Origin of the sequence: Geothrix rubra, assembly GCF_030268065.1 — a bacterium.
In the GTDB taxonomy this organism is placed as follows: Bacteria; Acidobacteriota; Holophagae; order Holophagales; family Holophagaceae; genus Geothrix; species Geothrix rubra.
In genome coordinates, this window is the sequence record NZ_BSDD01000007.1 from 83,834 (window position 1) to 107,750 (window position 23,917).

The following is a 23,917-nucleotide window of genomic DNA, read 5'->3' on the forward strand; positions in this document are numbered from 1 at the left end:
TAGGACGGCCTCGCCATCAGCGAGGCCGCCCAGAGGGTGAGGGCCGGAGGCCCGAGTCAGCCTGCCAGCGATTCTGCGACTTCAATCCCCGCCTTTACATCCTCCAAACGAGAAGACCCGCCATCGGCGGGTCTTCTCGTTTGGAGCGGGCGATGGGGATTGAACCCACGACATCAAGCTTGGGAAGCTTGCGTTCTACCACTGAACTACGCCCGCGCGGAGCGACAGTCTAACGCAGGTGGCGACGGGGGGCTACCCCCTCCCCTGGGCCTTGCCCTCGACCAGCCGCTTGGCCTCGCGGCGCAGGATCTCGGGCACGTTGCGGTCCTTCACCAGCAGCTTCATGTCGGACTCCAGGAGCCGCTTGAAGTGGGTCATGGCGATGGGCAGGGGGGTGCGGGGGTTCATCACCAGGTTCTTGGTGATGGTGTACTTCTTCATCCATTCCCGGGTGTTCGAGATGATCCGGAGCACCTCCTCGTTCACCGTGCGCATCTGGGCGATATAGGCGATCTCGCCCTCGGTGATGCGGCCGTTCCGGATGACGTTCACCTGGATGAGGCGGTTGGCTTCGCGGATGAGGATGGTGCGCTCCTCCTTCCCGCCCTTGAGGGCCAGGATGATCTTCTGGTTGGTGCGGAGCCGCGCGATGCGCTGGGTGAGGGTGAGGTTGATCTCGTTGCCCTCCTCGTCCAGCAGCGGCTTCTGGGCCAGCAGGCGGCGCTCCGCGGCCAGCTCCTCGCTCTCCGCCTCGGCCTCCTCCTCCTCGCGGGTCTTCTCCTTGGGCAAGGGCAGCTCGGCCCAGGCCCGGTCCAGGTGCCCCGCCTCCACCTCGTCGATGATCTCCAGGCGCTCCTGCTTCACCTCCTCGGGCACCAGGCGGAGCACCTCGAAGCGGAACTCGTTCACGCGCCGCTTGATGACGTACTCGCCTTCGGGGTGCTCCTCGAGCAGGTCCAGGATGCGGGGCCGCTGCATCCACAGCACCTGGTTGTTGAGCACGATCTCCAGCACGCTCCCGGGCATGGAGGGGATGGAGGCCTCGACGATCTCCGCCGTCAGGGCGGGGTTCAGGAGGGCCGCCTCGAGCAGGGCCGGCTCCTTGCGATGGCAGAGGATGATCTGCAGGCCGGACGGGGGGTCCACCGGCGTGAGCACCACGCCCGCGAGCACCGACTCGGGCAGGGCCTCCAGGGCCCCGATGGCCCGGTCCGCGTAGGGCGTCTCCTTCAGGATGGCGTGGGCGAGGGCGGCCAGCAGGTCCGGTGCCGGGACGGGGAGGGCGCCCCCCGCCAGGGCCATGGCCATGGGTTCGGGGAGCTGCCCCTGGATGAAACGGTCGACGATCGGATGCATGCTCACTCGGACTCGGGTTCCCCGACATGCGGGGGGACAGGGGTGCGCGGAAGGGGATCGGGCGCCGGCTTCAGCCAATGGCCCTGGGCGTCGAAGCGCCCGGTCCAGGCGGCACCCACGTTCACGCCATTCTGGATGCGGACGCCCGCCACCTCGACCCCCACCACGCCGGCGTTGTCGAGGCTGAGGGTGAAGGGGCCCCTCACCCGCAGGCGCCAGGGCTCGGACACCCGCAGGGTGTGCTGGAGGTGGGTGCCGTCCTCCCCTTCGATGCGGGCCTCGCAGGTGTCCATGCCCCGCAGGCTCACGAGGATCCCCTGCTCGTTGATGGGCGCCTCCGGCAGCAGCTCGCCGAGCACCGGATAGGGCCCGGCCGCGGGCGGCGGGGGCGGCGGCAGGGGCGACCGGGTGAAGCCCGTGAGGAAGCTGGGTGCGGACTTCCGGCCCAGGCTGGGCCCGGGCACCACCAGCCACAGCACCAGCGCGACGGAAGCCAGCGTCAGCAGGCCCATGACGACCCGTTCCAGGCGCTCCTGGCGCGGATCCGGCGGAACCAGCTCCACCGACCCCGGGACCACCTGGAAGGCCCCGGTGTGGAGGTCCAGGTCCACGTCCAGGCGGTCGGCGATCTGGCGGGCCAGGGGCCGGGCCCGCCCGGGCGGCAGGCTGTCCCAGTCGTCGGACTCCATGGATTCCAGGCAGCGCAGGGAGAGCTTCAGCTCGTGGGCGAGGGCCTCCCGGGAGAGCCCCTTGGCCACCCGCGCCTCCCGGAGGAGCTGCCCCACGGTCTCGTCGTGCCTCATCCGGTCCAGCCCACGGGAAGGTCCTTCAGCATCCGGCCCAGCTGCTCCCGCCGCTCGCTGCGGCTCAGCCGCCGCTCGTCCAGCTGGCCGCGGTGCGCCATGGTGTCCGTCAGGCAGGCCTGCAGATCATCCGGCGTGACGAAGTCCCGGTCCGCCAGCCAGGCCTCGGCCTGGGCCAGCCCCAGCCAGTGCTTCGCCGCACGGGTGGAGCAGAAGCCGCCGTCGGAGCGGATGCGCGCCACCACCCGCTCGGCGTAGTCCAGCACGGGGTCCGAGAGCCGCACGGTCTTCACGGCGGCCCGGGCCTGGCGCCAGCCTTCCAGGTCCAGGGCCGGGCCCAGGGTGTCCAGGCGGTCCAGGCCCGCCTCGCCCTTCAGCACGCGACGCTCGGCGGCGGGGTCCGGGTGCCCCAGATGCAGGGCGCAGGAGAAGCGGTCGAGCTGGCTCTCCGGCAGCGGGAAGGTGCCGGCGTGGTCCAGCGGATTCTGGGTGGCGATGACGAAGAAGGGATCCGGCAGCCGGTGGGTGCTGCGGTCCAGGGTGGCCTGCCCCTCCACCATCACCTCGAGCATGGCGCTCTGGGTCTTGGGCCCGATGCGGTTCAGCTCGTCCAGGAGGAGGACATTGCAGAAGACGGGGCCGGGCTGGAAGCGGAAGGACTGGGTCTGCGCGTCCCAGAGGTGCATGCCCAGCAGGTCGGAGGGAAGCAGGTCGTTGGTGCCCTGCACGCGCTGGAAGCTGCCCCCGAGGATCCGGGAGAGGCCCTTGGCGAGCGTCGTCTTCCCCACGCCCGGGAGGTCCTCCAGCAGGACGTGGCCGCCCGCCAGCAGGGCCGCGAGGCTGCGGCGCACCTGGGGCCCCTTGCCCACCACCACGGACTCGAGGGCCGCAAGGCCCGCGCGCACCGCGGGACGGAGCACCTCCTGTCCGCGCTGGGGGGGAGGGACGAGGACCGGCGGAGCCTGGGTCATGGGGCCTTCTTCGGCATGGGCCATCCTTCATCTTCCAGGGGGATTCCATGATCCCGCAAGCGCTGGGCCAGCGCACGGGGGGTGAGGCCGAGCCCTTCCGCCGCCCGGGGGAGCTCCCCCCCGGCCTCGCGCAGGGCCCGGGCCAGGAGCTGGGCCTCGGCCTCCCGTCCCAGGGCCTTCAGCATGGCCTCCAGGGAACCCCGGTCCGGCCAGGCCAGGCACATGGGCACCGCCTCGCCCAGGCGGAGATCGGGGAAGTGGCGGATGGCGTGGCCCTCCGCGAAGAGCAGGGTCCGCCCGGCGAGCACCTCCAGCTCGCGCACATTGCCCGGCCAGCGGTGCTCGAGGAGGGCCCGCTCGGCCCCGTGCTCCAGCCAGGGCGTGGGCCGGCCCTCCCGGGCCGCCGCCCACTCGAGGAAGTGGCGCACCAGGGGCAGCAGGTCCTCCCGCCGCTCCCGGAGGGGCGGCACCCGCAAGGCCAGGGCCCCCAGGCGCTGGGCCAGCCCATCGGGCAGGGGCACGCCCTCGGGGGCCCCGGCCATCCAGTGCAGACCCCGGCCCAGGGGCGTGTCCATGGCCTGGGCCAGGGCCGGCACCGCTTCGGCCCGGAGGTGTTCCAGCCCCGCCAGGTAGAGGCTTCCCCCCTGGAGGAGCCGCAGGGTGGTGGGATCGGGCCCCTCCGGCCCCAGGGTGGCGGCGGCCAGGACGAGGTAGGGCGCCGCGGGGTGGCGCAGCAGGTGCAGGCGCCGGGCCGCCCGGCCCTTCCCCGCCCCGCGCTCGCCCCGGAACAGCACGGGATGGTCGGACTCCGAGGCCCTGCGCAGGGCCTCGTCCAGGGCCAGCATGGCGGGACTGAAGGCGATCCACGGCTCCGCCGGATTGGGCGGCGGCGCGCCCACCAGGGCCCGGAGCCGGTCCAGCAGGGCCAGGAAGGCGTCGAGGTCGAAGGGCTTGGGCAGGAAGTCGTCCGCCCCCAGCTTCATGGCCTCCACGATGTCCTTCGGCTCCCCGAAGGCCGACATCAGGACCACCCGCAGCCCCGGCTGGAGCCGCCGGGCGCGGCGGATGAGCTCCAGCCCGTTCATGCCCGGCAGCCGCAGGTCCGTCACCAGCACCTGGGCCGGCCGCTCCGCCAGCGCCGCCAGCGCCTCCTGCGGGTCCGCCACGGCCCGCACGGACCACACGGAGCCTTCCAGCGCCCGCGCCAGCAGGCGGCGGAAACTGTCCTTGTCCTCGACCAGCAGGAGGTCCATGGGTAGACGCTATCAGGTCCCGGCGCCGCCGCAGCCTTCGATGAACCACCGGCTCTGGGCCCCGGCCTGGGCTTCGAAGAGCGTGGCGCCCTCCACCAGCGCCAGGCCCGCCTCCCGGGCCCAGTCGGCGAAGATCGTGTCCTCCTTGTAGATCCACTCCACGGCCCAGCGGGCGCTGGGGCGGGCGGCCTCCAGGAGCTCGGGGAACGGGATCGCATCCTCCGCGGCCATGCCCAGGCTGGTGGCCTGGACGATGCCCACGGGGCCGAAGGCCGCCACCTGTCGCGGCGCCAGGGGGGCCCGCCGGCCCGCCTGCAGGACCGCCCGGCCAGTGGCCGCCAGCACCGCCACCGTGGTCCGGGCCACGCCCCCCTCGCCGAGCACCAGCACCGGCCCCGGGGCCAGGTTGGACAGCGCCTGTCCGAAGGCCTCCGCATCGGTGTTGGCCCCCTGCCAGGGCTGCCCAGGGGCCCGTCGCCACAGCGTGTTGAGGGGACCGGCAAGGCCCAGGGCCTCCGGCAGCGTCTCCTTCAGGGGAGCCGTGATGCTGAGGCCCAGCACCTCCAGGGCCTCCAGGGCCTCCACGGCCTCCTCCGCGTCGGCGCAGGCCAGGGGCAGGTAGAGGAGGTCCTTGAAGGCCCGCTGGAACCGCGCGTTGTGGAAGGCCGGCCCCCTCGAATGCAGGACGGGCTCTCCCATGACGCCGCAGAGGCCGTGGCCCGGATGGAGCCGGGCGCAGCGCCAGGCCTTCAGGGTGGCCAGGGGCAGCTGCCCCGGCGCCGCCGGAGTTCCGTCGTCCGGGGCCGCATAGGTGAACGCCCCGCCCCAGGCGGCCTGGAGGGCGCGGCTGGGAATGCCCTTCGGCCCCATGAGGAAGGCGGACAGCCGCAGCCCGCGGTCCCGGGCCCAGGCCAGGGGGCCCCGCAGGCGGGCATTGTCGGCCAGCCGCCCGGCCCGGCCGACCCACTTCCAGGCGTCGCCCGCCGGCAGGTCCCGCAGGCGCGCCTCCAGGTCGAAGACACCTTCGCCCACATGCACCGAGCGCAGGACCCGCACATGCGTCAGGGCCGCCTGCAGGTCCGGGGGCACCGGCAGGTCCCACTCGAGGTCCAGCCACTGGGGCCGCCCCGGCAGGGCCCGCAGGAGGTGGGCCAGGCGCCCGGCCTCGTCCCCGTCCGGCCACCGGCCCCCTTCGGAGGCGCGCCGGCAGGTCACCAGGCAGCGCCGCTTCAGGGCCGCCACCAGGGCTTCGGGGTCCTCCTCCGGGAAGAGGTCCAGGCGCACCTCGGGCAGGGCGTCCTCCGGCAGCCGCTTCGCGCAGGCCAGGGCCTCCGCCCAGGTGGGGTGGCTGAGGGTGACGAGGTGGAAAGGGAGCGGCAGCATGGCGTCAGCTGGGCCGGATGGCCCCGGACTGGAAGGGACCCCCGCCCCCCTGTCCCGCCTCCACCCGGGCCTGGAGCCGGCGCGCGGCCTTCCCGCTCAGGCGGATGAGGCGCCCCTCCCGGCCCAGGCGGAACTCCGCGAACCGGAACGCGGCCCAGGTGCCGGGATCCAGCGCCTTCACGAGGCGCACCTCCGCCCAGGGGATGGAGGCCGGGCCGCGCCACCAGGCCGCCTGGAACGGGAAGGGCTGCTTGAGGTGGAGGCACCTCCGCCCGAACTTCATGGACATGGGGGTATGGCCCCGGAGGCCGCCGAAGCGCACCTGCTGCCAGCCCAGGTTCTCCTCGATGGGATCCTGGGGATCCGCCGGGAAGTCAGCGTAGAGGGCGGGAATGCCCATGAGCCGGCTGGTGAGGGCGTTCAGCAGCGGGAAGAGCACCAGGAACAGGACCAGTCCGATCCAGGGTCCGGCGGATGGCGGCGGAGCGCCCCGGGTGAGCAGCAGGAAGGCCATCAGGGCGCCCCTTTCTTCTTCGCCGCCTGCCAGGCGGCTTCCATCTGGTCGAGGTCGCGCGCCTCCCAGCCGCCGGCGGCCCGGGCGTCGTCCTCCACGTGCGCGAAGCGGGCGCGGAACCGCAGCATCTGCCGCCGCAGGGCGACGTCCGGATCCACGCCCTTCTTGCGGGCCCACTGCATGAGGCTGAACAGCACGTCGCCGAACTCCTCCTCCACCCGGATGGGGTCGGATTCCGCCTGCAGCTCGGCCACCTCCTCCTTCACCTTGTCGAGCACGCCCTCCAGATCGGGCCACTCGAAGCCCACCTTGGCGCAGCGGCGGCCGATCTCCAGGGCCTCCTCCAGGGGGGAGAGCGAGGCGGGGATGCCCTCCAGCAGGCGCGGTTCCTCCCCGTGGAGGCCCTTCTCCTCCCGCTTGATGGCGGCCCAGTTCGTGAGCACCTCCTCGGCGCCCGCCACCGCCACCTCCGCGAAGACATGGGGGTGGCGGCGCACCAGTTTCGCCACGATGCCGGCCTCTACGTCGTGGAGGTCCCAGGCGCCCCGGTCCGCCGCCAGCTGGGCGTGGAAGGCGATCTGCAGCCAGAGGTCGCCCAGCTCCTCGCAGAGGTGGGCCTCCCGGCCCGCGTCTCCCGGCACGTGGGCCGCCAGCGCGTCCAGCACTTCCGCGGCCTCCTCGCGCAGGTAGCGGGCCAGGCTCTGGTGGTCCTGCTTCAGGTCCCAGGGGCAGCCCGTCTCCGGCTTGCGGAGCGCGGCCATCACGGCGCGGAGGGTGGTCGGCTTCATGCCTCCAGGGTACCGCGAAGCGCTTCCAGGATGGCCTTCGCCAGCTCCGTGAGCGAGGGGTCCCGGGCGCCCATGACGAGGATGAGATCGCCGGGCCTGGCTTCGGCCGCCAGGCGGGCCACCAGCCCCTCCCGCGTCGGCGCCACCTCGGCGGCCACGCCCCGGGCCACGAGGTCGGCCACCACGTCGGCGCTGCTGATGTCCCGGGTGACGGTGCCGCCCGCGTAGAAGACCTTCAGGAACCAGAGCCGGTCCCGCGGAGCCAGCTCGGCGGTGAAGGCGTCCACGAAGTCGGCCCGGAGGAACTTCAGCGGCCCGAAGCCGTGGGGCTGGAAGACCGCCAGCACCCGGCCGTCCGCGGCCGTGCGGAGGTGCGCCGTCCGCAGCGAGGCCGCCACCTTGGCGGGGTTGTGGCCGAAGTCGTCCACCACGGTGATGCCGCCCCGGGTGCCCAGTACCTGGAAGCGCCGGGCCACGCCCCGGAACCCGGCCAGGGGCGCCGCCATGGCCGCCAGGGGCACGCCCAGGGCCCGGCAGGCGGCGATCGCCGCCAGGGCGTTCTCCACGTTGTGGCGCCCGGGAACCGCCAGGCGGAACGGGACCCCGCCCACCCGGAAGGAGGAGCCCTCGGGATCGAGGACCAGGTCCTCCGCCCGCAGGGAGGCCTCCGGGCCGAGGCCCACGACCTCGGCGCCACCCGCGAACGCCCGCAGGTTCTCGGCCTCGCCCACCACGCAGGCCTCGCGGATCTGGGCGCGGAAGGCGCGGAACAGCTCCGCCACCACCTCCACGTCCTTGTGGTCCTTCTGCAGGTTGAGGAGGACGCCCACGGCCGGGTGGTAGCGCACCACGGACCCGTCGCTCTCGTCGGCCTCGATCACCAGCAGGTCCGAGCCCCCGGCCCAGGCATTGCCCCAGAGGCCCTCCGCCTGCAGGGAGGCCAGCTCGCCGCCGGTGATGACCGAGGGGTCGCGTCCCGCGCCGCGCAGGATCTCGAAGGCCATGGCCACGGTGCTGGACTTGCCGCTGGTGCCCGTGATGGCCACCGTGCGGTGCCGCGCCACCAGGTGGGCCAGCAGCTCCGACCGGTGCAGCACGGGCACGCCCCGACGGCGGGCCTCGGCCACGTCCGGCACCTCCACTTCCACCGCCGTGGACACCACCAGCCCCGCACAGTCGCCCGCCAGGCCCGAGCCGTCCTGGAGGTGGAGCGCCACGCCCAGGGCCTCCAGCTGCCGCCGCGCCTCCGGGCGCTGGCCCCGGTCGAAGCTGCGGTCGCTCCCGCTGGCCCGGCCGCCCTTCATGGCCACGAACTGGGCCAGGGCGCTCATGCCGCTGCCCGCCACTCCGGCGAAGTGGAGACGACCCAGGCCGAGGCCCGCCCCCAGCGGTTCGGCGGCGATGAGCACCGGATCGCCCTCGGCCACGCGATCGAAGAGCGCCGCCACGTCGGCGTTGGCGAGCCGCACGCAGCCGTGGGAGCGCGGCCGGCCCAGGTCCCGCTCCCGGTTCGTGCCGTGCAGGTAGATGAACCGGGCGAGGGAGTCCCGCCCGGAGCCCCGGTTCCAGCCCTCCTCCAGGCCGTCGAGGGTGAGCACGCGGGTGAGGATGAGGTCGTCCTCCCGGTCCTCGCCCCGCCAGACCTCGCCCGTGGCCACGCGGCTGCGGAAGACGGTGCCGGGCGCCGCGCCCGCGCCGATGCGGTCGTGGATCCGGTGCCAGCCCGTGGGCGTGCGGAAGGAATTCTCCTCGCAGCCCAGGCCGTTCTGGGCCGTGGACACCCCCGCCTCGAAGGCCAGGCGCCCGTCCTCCAGCAGGCCCAGCCGCTGCCGCGCCGGATCCACCACCAGCACCCTGCCCCGCGGATCCAGGTCGGGCGCGCCGGGACGGACGAGGCCCGCCAGCAGGAGGGCACGGTAGCGGGCGGCGAGGACGGGGTCCACCGTCAGGCCCCCACGATCCGCCCCGCCAGGGCGCTGGCGGCGACGGTGGCGGGGCTGGCCAGCCACACCTGCCCGGGGCCGCTGCGGCCGGGGAAGTTCCGGTTGATGGCGCTCACCGTCACCTGGTCAGGCCGGGTGGAGACGCCGGGGCCCGCATTGATGCAGGCGCCGCAGGAGCTGCCCAGCACCACGGCCCCCACGGCCTCGAAGGCCGCGATCCAGCCCTGCGCCGCGGCGTGCCGGCGCACGTCCTCGCTGCCGCACTGCACGTAGAAGGCCACGCCCTCGGGAACCCGCTGGCCGCGGGCCGCCGCCTCCTTCACCACCTCGTAGGCCCGGCGCAGGTCCTCCCGCTTGCCACCGGTGCAGCTGCCCAGGTAGGCGATGTCGATGCGCACGGCCTCTCCCAGGTCAGCCAGGGCCACGCCGTTCCCGGGATCGCCGGGGCGGGCCAGCATCGGCCCCAGGGCCCGACAGTCCACGTCGAGGGTGTGGGCGTACTCGGCCCCGTCGTCGCCGCGCATCCAGGGTTCCAGGGCGATCTCCACGCCCCGGCGCTCGCGGATGAAGCGCACCGTCTCCGCGTCGGGCGCCACCAGGCCCGTGAAGCCGCCGATCTCCGCGGCCATGTTCGTGAGGGTGGCCCGTTCGTCCGTGTCCAGGTCCGCCAGGGCCTCGCCCTGGTACTCCACCACGTGGGCGAGGGCGCCGCCCTCCCGGATGAGGGGCTGGGCGAGGAGGTGCAGCACCAGGTCCTTGGCGGAGACGCCGGGACGCAGGCGGCCGTTCAGGCGCACCCGCAGCGTGGGCGGCACGGTGACGCGGACGTCGCCGGTCACCCAGGCGGCGGCGATGTCCGTGGTGCCCACGCCGAAGGCCAGGCAGCCCAGGGCCCCGGCATGGGGCGTGTGGGAATCCGTGCCCACCACCAGCTGGCCCGGCAGGACGTACCGCTCCGCCATCACCGCATGGCAGATGCCCTCGCTGCCCGAGCCGTCCGGCAATTCCCCGTGCAGGCGGATGCCGTGGCGGGCGCAGAAGGCCTCCTGGGCCGGTTTCAGGCGCTGGGCCACGTCCAGCAGGCCCTGGGCCCGGTGCTCCGCCCGCATGCTGTGGTGCAGGAAGGTGAGGTGGTCGCGGAAGGCCAGGATGGTGCCGGGATCCCGCAGCGCCACCTCCGGGCCCAGGGCCTTCTCGAGGAAGCTGGCGGCCATGGGCGTCACGTAGTCGTGGGAGAACCGCCAGTCCGCCTTCACGAACAGGCCGTCGCCGGGCGCCACCGCGGGCAACCCCGAGCGGCCGGCCGCCGCGTCCACCACGGCATGCCGGGCCAGCAGCTTCTCCGCGTAGGTCATGGGCCGCGGCCCGGGGTCCGGCAGCGGTGGCTGCTCCTCGCCCCGCAGGCGGGCGGCGTTGTAGGCGAAGAGGCCGCCGTGGCGCACGAGGCCGGCCGTGATGGGATCCAGGCCGTCCGTGAACTCGGCCAGGGGGATGGCCTCGCCGGCGCGGATCCGGGCCACCAGGCCAAGGTCGGTGCTCGTGAGCAGGCCCAGGTTCTGGCAGTTCTGGCGGTAGATCCGCTCGAAGCTCTCGGCGATCACCAGCCGGAGGCCCGCGCACCACTCGGCGTACGGACTCGCCTCGCGGCTGCTGCCCTTGCCGCGCCGCTTCCCCGCCACGCTCACGGCGAAGCCGCCGGCCTTCACGGAGCCCGCCTTCACGGGAAAGCGCTCGCCGCACTTCAGGCCCAGGTATGGGAACTCGCCCAGGGTCTCGTCGTAGTGGTAGCAGATCCAGGCCGGCGTGATCTCGTCGGTGCTGACCTGGTCCCGCAGGGGCAGCGCCTCCGGCAGCGCCAGGTCCCCGCCCTCCAGCTGGCGGCGCACCTTGTCCGGGTCCTCGGAGAGGAACAGCACGCGTCCAGGGAAGGCGATCCGGTCCGGCAGCATCCTTCCAGGATACGGTCCCGGCCGAGGTTCAGATCACCCCAAGGAGAGGCCAAGGATCTCCACGAAGGACACGAAGGGCAAAACAAGAGCACGAAGGCTTGTTGGATCAACCCTGTACGCCTTCGTACTCTTCGTGCGCCCGAAGGGCGTCTTCGTGCCCTTCGTGGAGAACTTTCTCCTGGAGGCCCGGCCTCAGATCCGCCGCATGGGCCCGAGCATCTTCTCGGGGTTCAGCATGTCGCGGATCTGGTCCTCGGTGAGCAGGCCGCGCTCCCGCACCAGTTCCACGATGCCGCGGTTGGTGCGCAGGGCCTCGGCGGCCAGGTCGGTGCAGACGTCGTAGCCCAGGTAGGGGTTCAGGGCCGTCACCACGCCGATGCTGTGCTCCACGCCCAGGCGGCAGCGCTCCTCGTTGGCGGTGATGCCGCGGACGCAGTTGTGGCGGAGGGTGTGGGCGGCGTTCTTGAAGAGCTTGATGCTCTCCAGGATGGCGAGGCCGATGACGGGCTCCATGACGTTGAGCTGCAGCTGCCCGGCCTCGGCGGCCATGGTCACGGTGAGGTCGTTGCCGATGACCCGGAAGCAGACCTGGTTCACCACCTCGGGGATCACCGGGTTCACCTTGCCGGGCATGATGCTGCTGCCGGGCTGCATGGGGGGCAGGTTGATCTCGTGCAGGCCGCAGCGGGGGCCGCTGCTGAGCAGGCGCAGGTCGTTGCAGATCTTGCTGAGCTTGATGGCCAGGCTCTTCATGCCGGCGCTGTAGATCACGAAGGGCTGGGTGTCCTGGGTGGCCTCGATGAGGTTGGTGGCCAGGCGGATGGGCATGCCCGTGATCTGGACCAGGTGCACCACGCAGCGCTCCGGGTAGTCCTCGGGGGCGTTCAGCCCCGTGCCGATGGCGGTGCCGCCCATGTTCACGGTCAGCAGGAGGACGCTCATCTGCTTGAGGGCCTCGATCTCGTTCTCCAGGCTGGCGGCCCAAGCGCCGAATTCCTGGCCCAGGGTCATGGGCACGGCGTCCTGCAGCTGGGTGCGGCCCATCTTGATGATGTGGCGGAACTCCGCGGCCTTGGCGCGCAGGTCCGCCACCAGCCCGCCCATCTCGGCCACGAGGTCGCGGTTGGCCAGGGCCATGGCCAGCTTCAGGGCGGAGGGATAGGCGTCGTTGGTGCTCTGGCTGCAGTTGACGTGGTTGTGGGGATCGCAGAACTCGTACTCGCCCTTGCGGTGGCCCAGGATCTCCAGGCTCCGGTTGGCGATCACCTCGTTGGCGTTCATGTTGGTGGAGGTGCCCGCCCCGCCCTGGAACACGTCGAGGGGGAACTGGTGGTGCAGCTTGCCCTCGATGAGCTCCTCGCAGGCCCCGGTGATGCCCCGCAGGATCTCGTCGGTCAGCAGGCCGCAGTCCCGGTTCGCGCGGGCCGCGGCGAGCTTCACCATGGCGTTGGCCTTGATGAGCTCGGGGTAGTGGTAGAGGGGCACCCCGGAGATGTGGAAGTTGTCGATGGCCCGGGCGGTCTGCACGCCGTAGTAGGCCTCCGCGGGGACGGCCCGCTCGCCGATGAGGTCGTGCTCGATGCGGACATCCGAATTCAGGGTCGCGTTCTTGCTCATGGGGGGACTCCGTGGCGCCGGCCCGCGTCGGGCTCCGCGCGGCCTCCAGTCTTGCAGAAGTCCCCGGGATCGCGTGTGGCCCGGGTCACGACCGCCGGGGTTTCCCGGCCTTCGGAGCCGCCTGGGCCTGCACCTTCCGCAGGGGCTCCCCCAGGGCCTCCGCCGCCCGCCGGGCGTCCTCGAACTCCGGCTGGACCACCGTGGCCCCGGGCCAGCGGCCCTCCTTCACGGCCACGGGCTGGCCCTGGACATCCGCTGTCGAGAAGGACCGCTCGGCCTCGAGGCGCTGCAGGGGCCACCAGCGCAGGCCGAGGGTGGGAAGCTCGGCCGTCAGGACCGCCGTCACGGCCTCCAGGCGGGGCCCGGGCAGCACGGCGCCCAGCACCCAGCCGCTGCGGCCCTTCTTGAAGGTGGCCGGGACCACCCACACGTCCAGGGCCCCCGCCTCCAGGGCCCGGGCCTGGGCGTGGGCCACCTGCTGGGGCGTGGCGTCGTCCAGGTTGGTCTCCAGCTGCACCAGGTCCGGCGCCGCCTCGGGGATCCGGCCCAGCACGAAGCGGCAGGCGGCGGGCGTATGGGGGAAGTCGTAGCTGCCCGTGGCGAAGACGGAACGGGCGGGGATGAACCGGGCCGGGGCGTGCCGGACCGTGGCCAGCTGGGCCGCGAGGGCGGCCCCGGTGGGCGTCGTCAGCTCCTTGTCCACGGGGGCCACGCCGGGCGTGAGCTCGAAGCCGTCCAGCAGGTTCAGGGCGGCGGGGGCGGGGATGGGGAACATCCCGTGGGCCATGCGCGTGTGGCCCTTCCCCACGGCCACGGGGCCCACCCAGACCTCGGGCTCCCCCAGGAGCACCCAGCCTGCGGCGGCCAGCACCACGTCGGCGATGGAGTCCTGCAGCCCCACCTCGTGGAAGTGGACCTCCGCCAGGGGGATGCCGTGCACCCGGGCCTCGGCCTGCCCCAGCTTCTCGAAGGCGCCCCGGGCCGTCGCCCCGATGCGGGCCGGCAGGTGCGTCTGGAGGAGGGCGTCCACCTCCCGCCAGGTGAAGCCGTGGACGTGGCCCTGGGGCCGGGCCGTGCGGCGGCGGACGAGGCGGCGCGCCCCGGGGGCCGGGAGCTCCAGGTGGGGCGTGCCGCCGCGGTCCACCTCGCCGTGGATGAGCACGCTGGCCCGGGTGGCCTGCAGGCCGCAACGCATCACCGATTCCACCCGCAGGTCCAGTTCGGGGAACGGGAGCTGGCGCAGGATGGCTCGTAGCTCCGCCTCCGGCACGCCGAGGCCCAGGAAGCCCCCGATCCAGATGTCGCCGGAGAGGCCGCTGAAGGGATCCACCCAGAGGTGCGTCACAGGAACTCCTGGAATGCGGAGGCCCCCGCGAAGGGGGCCTCCAGGATGCCCGGAATCAGGGTCAGTCCTTGTCTTCCTCGGCCTTGAGCTTGGCCTCCTGGGCGTCCAGGTGGGCCATCAGGCGCTCGGCCACGGCCTCGTCCTCGAGGGGGGTGAACATGTCGTCCTTCACCTCGAAGATCTCCAGGGAGAGGCCGGCCTCGGGATCGGCGGTGCCTTCCTCCTGGGCCTGCAACTCGGCCAGGGGCGCGAGGATGGCGAAGCGGCGGCCTTCGAAGTCCAGCTCCTCGAGGATGGCGAACTCCTCCTTCTCGCCGTTCTCGTCTTCCAGCTCGACGACTTCGATCTCGAAGGACTCGTCATGGTCGTGGTCGTGGTTGCAGTCCGGTCCGTGTTCGTGACCCTCGTGAGCCATGGGCTCCTCCTCGCGCAAGGGACCAGAGTACGATCGAACCGGAGGGGCATCCAGGACTTAATTCTCCAGTCGCGCCTCACCCGGGCCGGTCACCACGGCCACCACGGTCCGGCGGGAACCGGGGGCCTCGAGGCGCACGTGGTCCCCCAGGCCGCCCCGGCTCCGGGCCACGGTGTCCAGGGAGACGGTCAGGACGTCCGAGGTGGCCGTGAGCCGAACCTTGTCCCCGGACTGCACCAGGGGGATGGGCTCCAGGTCCGACCGGGTCAGGATGCGTCCTTCGGCCAGGGGGCCCCGAAGCCGCTGGCCGGGCGGCAGTTCCGACAGGGCGCCCTCCGGGGGCACCCCGTCGAAGGGCGTGGCCTCCAGCTGGTCCATGCTCAGCTCGGTCTTCCGGGCCAGGTCCTGCTTCGCCCTGAGCACCTGGCCCACCCAGGCGCCCTCCAGGTCCACCCGGACCATGGCCGCCCGCTGGTCGTCCACCTTGACGGCCACCACCACGAAGAAGCGGCCCACGGGATCGCGCTTGCTCAGGTGCGAGGCCTCGAAGCCGAGCTTCCCGGGCGGCAGCAGGGGCAGGCGCGGGGGCTGCACGAGGTGGAAGCGGTAGGTGCCGCCGGCGTCCGCGGCCGTCTTCTTCGCGAAGGCCAGGGCCGTGTCCACCAGCTGCTCCACCGAGGCCGGGGCGGCCGTCGGCGCGGCGGCTGCGGCGGGCGCCGGGGCCTGGCCCCAGGCCAGGGCCGCGGTCAGGAGGAGGGGCAGGACGCGCACGGGATCACCGCTTCAGCTGGTTGAGCAGGCTCAGCATGTTGTCCACGGTCTGGATGGTCTTCGAGTTCGCCTCGTAGGCCCGCTGGCCGATGATCATGTTCACCATCTCCTCGGCCACGTCGACGTTGGAGACCTCCAGGAAGCCCTGGTTGATGGTGCCGATGCCGTCTGTGCCGGGGTTGCCGTCGATGGCGTCGCCGCTGGCCAGGGTGGGCTGCACCAGGTTGTGGCCGATCTGGTTCAGGCCGGCGGGGTTGATGAAGTGGGACAGGGTGATCTGCCCGATCTGCTGGGGCTGGGTCTGGCCCGGCTGGGTGACGGTGACCGTGCCGTCCGAGGCCACCGTGACGCTGAGGGCGTCCTGGGGGACGGTGATCTGGGGATCCAGCATGTAGCCCGCCGCGTTCACCAGGGTGCCGTTCTGGTCCGTGGAGAAGCTGCCGTCCCGGGTGTAGCCCAGGGTGCCGTCGGGCATGGTCACCCGGAAGAACCCGTCGCCCTCGATGGCCAGGTCGAAGCGGTTGCCCGTCTGCTTCAGGTTGCCCGTGCTGTAGTCGCGGACGACGCTCTGCAGCTTGGCGCCGTGGCCCAGCTGGATGCCCGCGGGCAGCGTGGTGTTGGTGCTGGAGCTGGTGCCCGCCAGGTTCACCGTCTGGTAGAGCAGGTCCTGGAACTCCGCGCGGCCCTTCTTGAAGCCGGTGGTGTTCACGTTGGCGAGGTTGTTGGAGATGGCGTCCATGTTGTACTGCTGGACCGCCATGCCGGCCGCGGCCGACCACATCGCGCGCATCATGGGGGACTCCTTCGGGAACGGGGTGGGGGGCTACTTGCTGATGGCGACGTCGTTGATGGAGCGGGAATCCAGGTCGTAGCTGATGGTGGAGGCCACCTTCTGGCTGATCTCGAACAGCCGGTTCAGGCGGATCATCTCGACCATGGCCGAGGCCGTGTCCACGCCGCTCTCCTCCACGTGGCCCTGGGCCACGGTGGCCTTGACCGGGGCCGTGGCCTGGCCCGCGGGATCGAAGCGCAGGTTCCCGGTCCGCTTCAGGGCGCCGGGCTTCTCGAAGGCCGTGAGGGCGATCTGGCCCAGGGCCTGCCCGCCCTGGCTCACGGAGCCGTCGGCGGCGATGGTGACATTCCCCTGCTTGGGGTCGACCTTGATGGGTTGGCCATTTTTGCCCAGCACCGGAGACCCGTCCTCCGCCTGGATCTGGCCGTCCACGCCCATCTGGAACCGGCCGTCCCGGGTGACCCGGTCCCCGTCGGCGGTCCGGACGGTGAAGAAGCCGTTGCCCTCGACGGCCAGGTCCAGGGGGCGGGCCGTGGCCCGGAGGGCGCCCTGCTTGAAGACCACGCCGGTCTCGCCGAACACGACGCCGTCGTTCACGTAGGGGGTGAGGGGCAGGCCACGCCCGCTGGCGCCGGCCTTGTTGAAGACGGCGAAGAAGGGCTGGTCGGGCTTGTAGCCCACGGTGGCCGCGTTGGCCAGGTTGTTCGCCACCACGTCCAGCTGGAAGGACCTGGCCTTCAGGCTGCCGGCGGCGACGTAGTATCCGGGATCCATTGGGCACCTCTCGCCCAGCGAGCGCTGGGGACGGAGGGATCACCGCCAAAGGGATGCCAAAAAAAAATCGGTCCCCCGCGGGGGACCGATCCGATCGAACGGGTGAGGTCAGATCTTGGTGACGTGGGTCGCCTGGGGGCCCTTCTGCCCCTGGGCCACCTGGAACTCCACGCGCTGGTTCTCGTCCAGGGAGCGGAAGCCCGTGGACTCGATGGCGGAGTGATGGACGAACAGATCCGCACCGCCGTCATCGGGGGTGATGAATCCGAAACCCTTTTCGGCGTTGAACCACTTGACGGTTCCCTTGGCCATGTTGCCTACCTATGTACTATTCCTGGAATGGGATGCATTGTTCCTTCCAGGCGAGGCAGCAACGCGGGTGATTTGTCCGCACGACTGGCGGGCAGGTTTCAGTATAGGGGAACCCTGGCCAGGATTTTCAAAAAATCGATTGGCCTCAAAAATAGCTCCGGGCCCCCACGAACGCCCTCCGGTAGTAGGCCTCGTCCAGCCGGTCCTCGCAGATGGTCCGGCCGTGGCTGGGGGCGTGGATGAAGGTGCCGCGTCCCAGGTAGAGGGCCACGTGGGTGATGCGCCGGCCGCCCCCCGTGGCGAAGAAGAGGAGGTCCCCCGGCCGGGCCTCGTCCAGGTCCACCGGGTGGCCCGCCTGGTACTGGTCCGCCGAGGACCGGGGCAGCCGCAGGCCGTTCAGCCGGTAGACGGCCCCCGTGAGCCCGCTGCAGTCGAAGCCCTTCTCCGTGGTGCCCCCGAAGAGGTAGGGCACGCCGAGGTAGCCCTTGGCCGTGTCCACCAGGCTGGCCCGCAGGCCCCGCTCGTCCGTGGGCCGGGCCGCCTCCGGGCCCAGCCCCGGCGCCCCCGTCTCGGGCGCCACCACCCAGTAGGCCTCGATCACCCCGGCGGCCTTCAGGCGCTCGCCCCGCTCCCGGGCCTGGGCCCTGGTAGCGAAGTCGCCGAAGCGCACCCGGTAGAACCCGTCGCGGGAGCCGTAGTAGGTGGCCTCCAGGCCCTGGGCCTGCAGGGCGGCGGCGAAGCGCGCCGCGTTCTCCACCTTGGCGAAGGCCCCCGCCTGCAGGGTGTAGCCCAGCCGCGCGAGAGGTGCGGCCGGCCGCGCCCGCGGCGCCTCGGGCACGGGCCGCGGCGCCCGCCCGCAGGCCGCCAGCAGGAGCAGGGCCGCCGCGGGGGGAGCCCAGCCCAGGTGCCGGCGGTCGCGGAGCGACACGGGCCGCCTAGAACGTCTTCAGGATCGCCTCACGCCGGGCCTGGTACTCCGCCTCGGTGATGAGGTTCTCGTCCCGGAGCTTCTTGAGGGCCCGGAGCCGCTCGGTCTGGGCCTCGTAGAAGGCCGCGTCCCGGGGGCCGGCGGCGGCGGGCGTCAGGGCCGCGGCCGGCGCGGCGGGCTGGGGCGCGGGCGCCGCCGCCGGGGCCGGAACTGGAGCCGCGGGCGCCGCCGGGGGCACGGCCAGGGGCAGGGCCAGCCAGTCCCCGCGGAGGCGGGTGGCGCCGGGGGCCTCGAGGCTCACCTGGGCGGCGGCCATGCGCGAGCCGTAGGTGAAGGAGGGCTGGGCGCCCTCCACGAGGTAGCGGTCCATGAAGTCCTGCCGGGTGTCGTGGACGAGGAGGTTCAGGGCGCCGTCCTTCACGAAGAGCCGGGCCGTGACGCCCTGGGCCGCGGCCATGAGGCCACCCCCCCGCCGGGCGGTGCTGAGGAGGACGAGGTCCTCGTCCGGCTTTGCCAGGGCGAAGGCCTCGCCCAGGATCTTGGCCAGCACCGGCACCTCGTCCTTCACGAAGAGGGGGGTGTCCTTCCCGTCCGCCGAGAACCGCACCGAGGCCAGGGCCGCCGCGAGGGTCTCCTTCGCCAGGCGCACGGGCTGGTCGTTGGCGGGCGCACCGGCCTCGGCAGGGACCCGCTTCACCCAGGTGAAGTTCGCGGGCTGCCACCGCCACTGGCCCGGATCCCCGGCCAGGACCGGCAGGGCCGCCAGGGCCCATCCCATCGTCCGAAACATCCCGTTGATCCTCGGCATGGCGTCCCCCGCGGGTATCAGGTGGTGGAAAGGGTTCCCGGAGAGCTTACCCCCAACCGCGGCGGCTACACTGGCAGTCCCATCCCCCAGGAGTCCGACCATGCGCCGAACGGTGGCTTCCCTTCTCTGCCTCAGCGTGTCGCTGGTGGCCGGCGCCCCCGACCGGGACGCCCGGGTGGCCGCCGCCGCCGAGGCCCTGCGGCCCACCCTGGTGGCGGAGCGCCGGGACTTCCACGAGCATCCCGAGCTCTCCAACCGCGAGGTCCGCACCGCCAAGGTGGTGGCCGAGCGGCTGCGGGCCCTGGGCCTGGAGGTCCACACCGGCATCGCCCGCCACGGCGTGGTGGCCCTGCTCAGGGGCGGGAAGCCCGGCCCCGTGGTGGCCTACCGCGCCGACATGGACGCCCTGCCCATCCCCGAGACCCACGACGTGCCCTACCGGTCGCTGAACCCCGGCGTCATGCACGCCTGCGGCCACGACGCCCACACCACCATCGGCCTGGGCGTGGCCGCCGTGCTGGCGGGGATGCGCGACCGCCTGCCCGGCACGGTGAAGTTCCTCTTCCAGCCCGCGGAGGAGGGCGCGCCGGAGGGCGAGGAGGGCGGCGCGGCCCTCATGGTGAAGGAGGGCGTGCTGGAGCAGCCGGCCCCCGCCGCCATCTTCGGCCTGCACGTCACCAACGCCTACCCCGCGGGGACGATGGCGCTGATCCCCGGCGCCATGCTGGCCTCCGTGGACACCTGGTCGGCCGTGATCCACGGGAAGATGTCCCACGGCGGCGCCGCGCCCCACAAGGGCATCGACGCCATCTACGTCGCGGCCCAGGCCATCGAGGCCCTCCAGTCCATCCGCAGCCGCCGCGTGGATCCCCTCGAGCCCCTGGTGCTCAGCGTGGGCACCATCCAGGGCGGCGTGCGGGAGAACGTCATCGCCGACAAGGTGGTGATGACCGGCACCCTGCGCACCCTCAGCCCCGAGGTGCGGGCCCAGGCCAAAGCCCTCATGCAGACGCTGCTGGAGGGCGTGGCCCGGACGAACGGCGCCACCGCCGAGCTGGCCTTCCAGGCCAACGCCGCCTACCCCGCCACCGTGAACGACCCCGCCCTGGTGGCCGCCACCCAGCCCACCCTGCGCCGCCTCCTGGGCGCCCGCCTCGTCACCGACGCCCGCCCCGTCATGGGCGCCGAGGACTTCTCCTTCTACCAGCAGCGCATCCCCGGCGCCTACCTGTGGCTGGGCGTCACCAACCCCGCCCGCGGCATCACCGCCGGCGTCCACACCGCCGACTTCGACCTCGACGAAGAAGCCCTCGTCGTGGGCGTGCGCACCATGAGCGGCGTGCTGCTCGACTACCTGGAGCGGGGGGCTGCGAAGCCCTGAGGCGCATCACGGGAAAGCAACCACCGATTCACCGCAGAGAACGCAGAGCGCGCAGAGAAAAGCGGAAGGGCGAAAGAGGGAACACCGATGGACACCGATAAAAGCTGATGAACACCGATCAGGCTTTAAGGGATCATTGATGTATGCAATTCAACTCGATTGACGTAGAAATTCGACCGGCGCCCTGGCAGCATCGGCACGTCATCTCGGGCTTCGGCTTCCATCTGGCATCACCAATCCCTGGAGCATGTCACCGTATTTTGTCTTCCCGAAATACGTCTGATCTTTGTTAGGGCTCATTTCAAAGGTGGATCCCTTGGCCGACAACATCATTTCCTACATTGAGATGTGTCAAAGAGAAGGCGCCAGCCTTCAAAGAGGCATGAACTTTGGGCTAGGAGGGAATCATTCCGTAATTTTGATGTCCATTCGCCCGAATGCACCCTACCAAGATCGAATTGAAGAAGATGGCACTGTTTTGATCTATGAAGGTCACGATCAACCTAGAAAAGTTGGCATCACAGATCCAAAAAGCCTAGATCAACTCGGGAATCTTCCATCTGGTAGGCCAACCGAGAATGGCAAGTTCAGGCAAGCCGCCTTGGCTTACAAGAATGGTTCTCGGCAGGCTGAGCGTGTCAGGGTGTATGAGAAAATCAAAGATGGCATCTGGTCATACAACGGTGTGTTCCATCTCGTCGATGCCTGGGTTCAGTCCGATGGGAAGCGGGAGGTATTTCGATTTCGACTTATCGCCATCGAGGGTGATGAGGACTTCTCAATTCCTGCTCTCACGAATTTTGATCGGCGAAGAATTATTCCTTCGAGCGTCAAGCTCCAGGTATGGCAGCGTGACAAGGGGCGCTGCACAGAATGTGGCGCCACCGATGAGCTGCATTTTGATCATATTCTCCCGTTTTCAAAGGGCGGTACTTCACTGACTGCCGAGAATGTTCAGCTCCTTTGTGCTCGGCATAATCTTGCAAAAAGCTCAAAAATCCAATGAGCGTTCACTCCGCCGCAGGAGGGCCGTATGAACCAATGGATGGTCTTCATCGCAATCAACGCGCTGTTCGCGGCTCTCTGCATCCCGCTCATTCGCAGGGAAGTCCCGATCAATTCCATCTACGGGTTCAGGCTTCCCGCGGCCATGAAAAGCGAAGAGGCCTGGTATCGGGTGAATTCATTCGGCGGCAAGATCCTGGCGGTCACGTCCTGCCTGAGCATCGCCGGCCTGGTCGCCCTCCGGATTGCCGGTCAAAAGGATTCTCACCTCTACCTGTCTGTGTTCGTCCTGCCCATTGTGTTCACCGTGGTCGCCACCCTGGCCTATGCAAACCGGCAGACCTAACCTTGCCTTCCACTCAACCCCACCCGTCGCCTCGGTACAGCCATGTCGGCTTAATCCCGTTCACGTTTGATCATCTTTTTTCGGTGTTCATCAGCTTTGATCGGTGTTCATCGGTGTTCCGCTTTTCCAGGTTTTGACGCCCACCGTGCCTTTTGAATGCCCCCGGACCCGGAGACGCCCATGCGAAGGCTCAGGATCATCGAACACATCTCGCTGGACGGGGTGATCCAGCACTCGGCGGATGAGGATGGCTTCCCGTACAGCGACTGGACGGGGCCCTACCGGACGCCCGAGGGCCGGGAGGCGATGCTTGCGGCCTATGGGGGGAGCTTCGACCTGCTGCTGGGGCGCCGCACCTACGACCTCTGGTCGGGGTTCTGGCCGAAGGCGCCGGGCAGTCCCATGGCGGACGCCCTCAATGCGGCCACCAAGTACGTCGCCACCCACCGCCCGGAGAGCCTGGCCTGGGGTCCCTTCGAGGGCCTGGGGCCGGACCCCCTCGGACGCCTCCGGCAGCTCAAGGCGCAGGACGGCCCGGACCTCATCCTCTCGGGCAGCTCCACGCTGACCTCCCCGCTGCTCGACCAGGGGCTCGCGGAGGAGGTCCTGTTGGCCGTCTATCCGGTCCTGCTGGGCACGGGGAAGCGCCTCTTCGCGGAGGGCACCCCGCCCCGCGCCTTCGAGCTCGTCCGCACGCAGGCCCTGCCCTCCGGCATCCTCCTCACGACCTACCGGGCCGCCGGGGCGCTGAAGCACGGATAAAGCCCCATCCCGGACCCGCGGCCCCACCCGCCCGGCCTTTCGCGAGGACCCCATGACCCCTCGGGACATCTCGAAGCTGCTGTTCACGACCGTCTACCCGCTCTATGTGCAGAAGGCCGAGCGCAAGGGGCGGACCCGGGAGGAGGTTGACGCCGTCATCTGCTGGCTGACGGGCTACGACCGCGAGCAGCTCGCCCATCACGCCCGCGTGGCCATCGATTTCCAGGCCTTCTTCGACCAGGCCCCCCGGATCCACCCGAACAGCGCCCAGGTCAAGGGCACCGTCTGCGGGGTCCGGGTCGAGGACATCTCCGATCCCCTCACGCAGAAGGTCCGGGTCCTCGACAAGCTCATCGACGAGCTTGCCAAGGGCAAGGCCATGGACAAAATTCTACGTCGTTGACGCGCAGGCTGCGGCCTGGCCCTTCGCCCCCCCGCCTGGCTCGAATCCCGTCCGCGCGGCCTGCTGTTTGCCTTCCATGTCCCGGTCTGGCGGTTCCGACCTTCGCTTCCGGCAGGCGTTCCCACCCGAGGGTCCATGCCCATCACCTACACCATCGATGTCGAGGCGGGAACCCTCCTGGTGACCTGGCGCGGGGAGGTCTCGCTCCAGGAACTGGCGCGCCATTGGGACACCTTGCTGAAGGATGACGCCTTCCATGACATCGCACGCGCCATCACGGATTTAAGGGAATCCACGTTCGCATTCTCGAATACTGAATTCTGGAGAACCATCGATCATCACTACCGAGACGTCATCGAACATAAGCCTTTAAAAGTCGCCATTCTTGTGGCCAACGAGGAGCATGAAAAATACGCCGGAATCTGGACGACCCTCGTTCCCAAGACCGTCACCGTGGGCCTGTTCTATGACCCCACCCAAGCCTCGGCGTGGCTCCAGAGCGACCCGGATGCCGAGCCGGTGGAATGAGCTGGCCATCGCTCCCCGGTAACCGTCGCACCTGACCCCATGCGCTCTCCGTGTCCCGCGTTCCCGAGGCCGCTCCCTGCTTCGGGGCAGGCGGTCCCGCCAGCTTCCTTCCTTCGGCCCCGCCATGCTTCCTGAACCCTGCGCGATCGTCGGCGCCCTCATCGGCTCGCTGGGCGGGTGCTACTACCTGGCCGAGACGCTCGTGGGCCGGGCCCAGCCCAACCGCATCACGTGGCTGCTGTGGGGGCTCTTCCCCATGGTCATCTTCGTGGCCCAGCGGGCGCAGGGGGTCGCGGAAGTGTCGTGGGCGTCCTTCGTGGCGGGCCTGACGCCGCTGCTGGTCGTCGCGGCCTCCTTCTTCAACCGGAAGGCCTACTGGAAGAGCGAACCCCGCGACTACGGCCTGATGGCGGCGGCGGTCCTGGGCCTCCTCCTGTGGGCCCTCACCGACGAGCCCAACCTGGCCCTGCTCTTCTCGCTGCTGGCCGATGGGCTGGCCAGCGTCCCCACCCTCCTCAAGGCGTACCGCCACCCTCGGTCCGAGAGCTGGGTGGCCTACGCGGTCAGCGCCGCCGGTTTCGGGATCAGCCTCCTGTCCGTCCAGGCCCACACCTTCGAGGCCACCGCGTTCGTGGCCTACCTGTTCCTCCTCAACGGCACCCTCGCGGCCCTAGCCTCGCGGGGACGAAGGCCCCGACCGGCCACCGGCGTCGTTCCCTGAACCCGGCCCCCGCCCGTCCCACCTCCCTCTTTCCTTCATCCTTCTTCA

The 23,917-nt window shown here is 70.9% G+C and carries 25 protein-coding genes and 1 tRNA gene; 7 read left to right on the forward strand and 19 right to left on the reverse strand.

The annotated features are described in order from the left end of the window. Nucleotides 1-141: 141 nt before the first annotated feature. The 19 genes from QSJ33_RS15225 to QSJ33_RS15315 all read right to left on the reverse strand — a co-directional run bounded on the left by QSJ33_RS15225 (nt 142) and on the right by QSJ33_RS15315 (nt 18,705). Nucleotides 142-216 (reverse strand) — tRNA-Gly (locus QSJ33_RS15225). A gap of 36 nt (nt 217-252) precedes the next feature. Then, entirely contained in the window at nt 253-1,356 is a 1,104-nt protein-coding gene (locus tag QSJ33_RS15230; RefSeq protein ID WP_285727771.1) for a hypothetical protein, read from the reverse strand. Nucleotides 1,357-1,358: 2 nt separating this feature from the next. Continuing rightward, nucleotides 1,359-2,159: a helix-turn-helix domain-containing protein gene (locus QSJ33_RS15235; protein WP_285727773.1), complete on the reverse strand. Its 801-nt coding sequence runs from the start codon at nt 2,157-2,159 to the stop codon at nt 1,359-1,361. Beyond that, nucleotides 2,156-3,130, reverse strand: a complete 975-nt coding sequence (locus tag QSJ33_RS15240) for an AAA family ATPase (protein WP_285727775.1) — start codon at nt 3,128-3,130, stop codon at nt 2,156-2,158. The genes QSJ33_RS15235 and QSJ33_RS15240 overlap by 4 nt, the downstream gene beginning before the upstream one ends. After that, the gene (locus tag QSJ33_RS15245; RefSeq protein ID WP_285727777.1) at nt 3,127-4,383 is read right to left on the reverse strand and encodes a sigma-54-dependent transcriptional regulator; all 1,257 of its coding nucleotides are present in this window, start codon (nt 4,381-4,383) and stop codon (nt 3,127-3,129) included. The genes QSJ33_RS15240 and QSJ33_RS15245 overlap by 4 nt, the downstream gene beginning before the upstream one ends. Before the next feature lie 12 nt (nt 4,384-4,395). Beyond that, nucleotides 4,396-5,766 (reverse strand): type I 3-dehydroquinate dehydratase, encoded by a 1,371-nt coding sequence (locus QSJ33_RS15250; protein ID WP_285727779.1) that lies wholly within the window; start codon nt 5,764-5,766, stop codon nt 4,396-4,398. A gap of 4 nt (nt 5,767-5,770) precedes the next feature. Next, nucleotides 5,771-6,280 carry a hypothetical protein gene (locus tag QSJ33_RS15255; protein ID WP_285727781.1) on the reverse strand — a complete coding sequence of 170 codons (510 nt, stop codon included), beginning with the start codon at nt 6,278-6,280 and terminating at the stop codon, nt 5,771-5,773. Further along, nucleotides 6,280-7,068, reverse strand: a complete 789-nt coding sequence (mazG, locus tag QSJ33_RS15260; protein ID WP_285727783.1) for a nucleoside triphosphate pyrophosphohydrolase — start codon at nt 7,066-7,068, stop codon at nt 6,280-6,282. Before mazG ends, QSJ33_RS15255 begins: the two co-directional genes overlap by 1 nt. After that, entirely contained in the window at nt 7,065-9,011 is a 1,947-nt protein-coding gene (locus QSJ33_RS15265) for a L,D-transpeptidase family protein (protein WP_285727785.1), read from the reverse strand. The genes mazG and QSJ33_RS15265 overlap by 4 nt, the downstream gene beginning before the upstream one ends. Before the next feature lie 2 nt (nt 9,012-9,013). Beyond that, on the reverse strand, nt 9,014-10,960 hold the full coding sequence (locus tag QSJ33_RS15270) for an aconitase family protein (RefSeq protein WP_285727787.1): 1,947 nt from the start codon (nt 10,958-10,960) through the stop codon (nt 9,014-9,016). A gap of 192 nt (nt 10,961-11,152) precedes the next feature. Further along, nucleotides 11,153-12,577, reverse strand: coding sequence for an aspartate ammonia-lyase (locus QSJ33_RS15275; RefSeq protein WP_285727789.1), 1,425 nt, complete (start codon nt 12,575-12,577; stop codon nt 11,153-11,155). 85 nt (nt 12,578-12,662) lie between these two features. After that, a complete protein-coding gene (gene larC / locus QSJ33_RS15280) occupies nt 12,663-13,922 on the reverse strand; it encodes a nickel pincer cofactor biosynthesis protein LarC (RefSeq protein WP_285727791.1) in 1,260 nt (419 codons plus the stop codon). 61 nt (nt 13,923-13,983) lie between these two features. Beyond that, nucleotides 13,984-14,337: a DUF1292 domain-containing protein gene (locus QSJ33_RS15285; RefSeq protein ID WP_285727793.1), complete on the reverse strand. Its 354-nt coding sequence runs from the start codon at nt 14,335-14,337 to the stop codon at nt 13,984-13,986. 57 nt (nt 14,338-14,394) lie between these two features. Then, on the reverse strand, nt 14,395-15,108 hold the full coding sequence (flgA, locus tag QSJ33_RS15290; protein ID WP_285727795.1) for a flagellar basal body P-ring formation chaperone FlgA: 714 nt from the start codon (nt 15,106-15,108) through the stop codon (nt 14,395-14,397). Nucleotides 15,109-15,112: 4 nt separating this feature from the next. Next, complete coding sequence (gene flgG / locus QSJ33_RS15295; protein WP_285727797.1) at nt 15,113-15,901, reverse strand: flagellar basal-body rod protein FlgG; 789 nt, start codon at nt 15,899-15,901, stop codon at nt 15,113-15,115. Between the two features lie 30 nt (nt 15,902-15,931). Beyond that, the gene (locus tag QSJ33_RS15300; protein ID WP_285727799.1) at nt 15,932-16,675 is read right to left on the reverse strand and encodes a flagellar hook-basal body protein; all 744 of its coding nucleotides are present in this window, start codon (nt 16,673-16,675) and stop codon (nt 15,932-15,934) included. A gap of 108 nt (nt 16,676-16,783) precedes the next feature. Then, nucleotides 16,784-16,987 carry a cold-shock protein gene (locus QSJ33_RS15305; protein ID WP_285727801.1) on the reverse strand — a complete coding sequence of 68 codons (204 nt, stop codon included), beginning with the start codon at nt 16,985-16,987 and terminating at the stop codon, nt 16,784-16,786. 145 nt (nt 16,988-17,132) lie between these two features. Beyond that, nucleotides 17,133-17,915: an NlpC/P60 family protein gene (locus QSJ33_RS15310; RefSeq protein ID WP_285727803.1), complete on the reverse strand. Its 783-nt coding sequence runs from the start codon at nt 17,913-17,915 to the stop codon at nt 17,133-17,135. A gap of 7 nt (nt 17,916-17,922) precedes the next feature. Next, entirely contained in the window at nt 17,923-18,705 is a 783-nt protein-coding gene (locus tag QSJ33_RS15315) for an SHOCT domain-containing protein (protein WP_285727805.1), read from the reverse strand. A 118-nt stretch (nt 18,706-18,823) separates the two neighbouring features. Here QSJ33_RS15315 and QSJ33_RS15320 point away from each other — a divergent pair, with 118 nt between their 5' ends. The 7 genes from QSJ33_RS15320 (at nt 18,824) to QSJ33_RS15350 (ending at nt 23,869) form a co-directional block, all read left to right on the forward strand. Continuing rightward, nucleotides 18,824-20,104: a M20 metallopeptidase family protein gene (locus QSJ33_RS15320; RefSeq protein ID WP_285727807.1), complete on the forward strand. Its 1,281-nt coding sequence runs from the start codon at nt 18,824-18,826 to the stop codon at nt 20,102-20,104. A 316-nt stretch (nt 20,105-20,420) separates the two neighbouring features. After that, entirely contained in the window at nt 20,421-21,110 is a 690-nt protein-coding gene (locus tag QSJ33_RS15325; protein ID WP_285727809.1) for an HNH endonuclease, read from the forward strand. A gap of 27 nt (nt 21,111-21,137) precedes the next feature. Next, on the forward strand, nt 21,138-21,455 hold the full coding sequence (locus QSJ33_RS15330; protein WP_285727811.1) for an SdpI family protein: 318 nt from the start codon (nt 21,138-21,140) through the stop codon (nt 21,453-21,455). A gap of 180 nt (nt 21,456-21,635) precedes the next feature. After that, the gene (locus QSJ33_RS15335) at nt 21,636-22,217 is read left to right on the forward strand and encodes a dihydrofolate reductase family protein (protein ID WP_285727813.1); all 582 of its coding nucleotides are present in this window, start codon (nt 21,636-21,638) and stop codon (nt 22,215-22,217) included. A gap of 52 nt (nt 22,218-22,269) precedes the next feature. Continuing rightward, the gene (locus QSJ33_RS15340; protein WP_285727815.1) at nt 22,270-22,620 is read left to right on the forward strand and encodes a DUF2200 domain-containing protein; all 351 of its coding nucleotides are present in this window, start codon (nt 22,270-22,272) and stop codon (nt 22,618-22,620) included. A 135-nt stretch (nt 22,621-22,755) separates the two neighbouring features. Continuing rightward, a complete protein-coding gene (locus QSJ33_RS15345; protein ID WP_285727817.1) occupies nt 22,756-23,148 on the forward strand; it encodes a hypothetical protein in 393 nt (130 codons plus the stop codon). Nucleotides 23,149-23,272: 124 nt separating this feature from the next. Further along, entirely contained in the window at nt 23,273-23,869 is a 597-nt protein-coding gene (locus QSJ33_RS15350; protein WP_285727819.1) for a hypothetical protein, read from the forward strand. Nucleotides 23,870-23,917: the final 48 nt, after the last annotated feature.

Coding starts and splice junctions, on each gene's coding strand:
- QSJ33_RS15230 (WP_285727771.1), bottom strand. CDS start 1,356: ATGCATCCGATCGTCGACCGTTTCATCCAGGGGCAGCTCCCCGAACCC.
- QSJ33_RS15235 (WP_285727773.1), bottom strand. CDS start 2,159: ATGAGGCACGACGAGACCGTGGGGCAGCTCCTCCGGGAGGCGCGGGTG.
- QSJ33_RS15240 (WP_285727775.1), bottom strand. CDS start 3,130: ATGACCCAGGCTCCGCCGGTCCTCGTCCCTCCCCCCCAGCGCGGACAG.
- QSJ33_RS15245 (WP_285727777.1), bottom strand. CDS start 4,383: ATGGACCTCCTGCTGGTCGAGGACAAGGACAGTTTCCGCCGCCTGCTG.
- QSJ33_RS15250 (WP_285727779.1), bottom strand. CDS start 5,766: ATGCTGCCGCTCCCTTTCCACCTCGTCACCCTCAGCCACCCCACCTGG.
- QSJ33_RS15255 (WP_285727781.1), bottom strand. CDS start 6,280: ATGGCCTTCCTGCTGCTCACCCGGGGCGCTCCGCCGCCATCCGCCGGA.
- mazG (WP_285727783.1), bottom strand. CDS start 7,068: ATGAAGCCGACCACCCTCCGCGCCGTGATGGCCGCGCTCCGCAAGCCG.
- QSJ33_RS15270 (WP_285727787.1), bottom strand. CDS start 10,960: ATGCTGCCGGACCGGATCGCCTTCCCTGGACGCGTGCTGTTCCTCTCC.
- QSJ33_RS15275 (WP_285727789.1), bottom strand. CDS start 12,577: ATGAGCAAGAACGCGACCCTGAATTCGGATGTCCGCATCGAGCACGAC.
- QSJ33_RS15285 (WP_285727793.1), bottom strand. CDS start 14,337: ATGGCTCACGAGGGTCACGAACACGGACCGGACTGCAACCACGACCAC.
- flgG (WP_285727797.1), bottom strand. CDS start 15,901: ATGATGCGCGCGATGTGGTCGGCCGCGGCCGGCATGGCGGTCCAGCAG.
- QSJ33_RS15300 (WP_285727799.1), bottom strand. CDS start 16,675: ATGGATCCCGGATACTACGTCGCCGCCGGCAGCCTGAAGGCCAGGTCC.
- QSJ33_RS15305 (WP_285727801.1), bottom strand. CDS start 16,987: ATGGCCAAGGGAACCGTCAAGTGGTTCAACGCCGAAAAGGGTTTCGGA.
- QSJ33_RS15315 (WP_285727805.1), bottom strand. CDS start 18,705: ATGTTTCGGACGATGGGATGGGCCCTGGCGGCCCTGCCGGTCCTGGCC.
- QSJ33_RS15320 (WP_285727807.1), top strand. CDS start 18,824: ATGCGCCGAACGGTGGCTTCCCTTCTCTGCCTCAGCGTGTCGCTGGTG.
- QSJ33_RS15330 (WP_285727811.1), top strand. CDS start 21,138: ATGAACCAATGGATGGTCTTCATCGCAATCAACGCGCTGTTCGCGGCT.
- QSJ33_RS15335 (WP_285727813.1), top strand. CDS start 21,636: ATGCGAAGGCTCAGGATCATCGAACACATCTCGCTGGACGGGGTGATC.
- QSJ33_RS15340 (WP_285727815.1), top strand. CDS start 22,270: ATGACCCCTCGGGACATCTCGAAGCTGCTGTTCACGACCGTCTACCCG.
- QSJ33_RS15345 (WP_285727817.1), top strand. CDS start 22,756: ATGCCCATCACCTACACCATCGATGTCGAGGCGGGAACCCTCCTGGTG.
- QSJ33_RS15350 (WP_285727819.1), top strand. CDS start 23,273: ATGCTTCCTGAACCCTGCGCGATCGTCGGCGCCCTCATCGGCTCGCTG.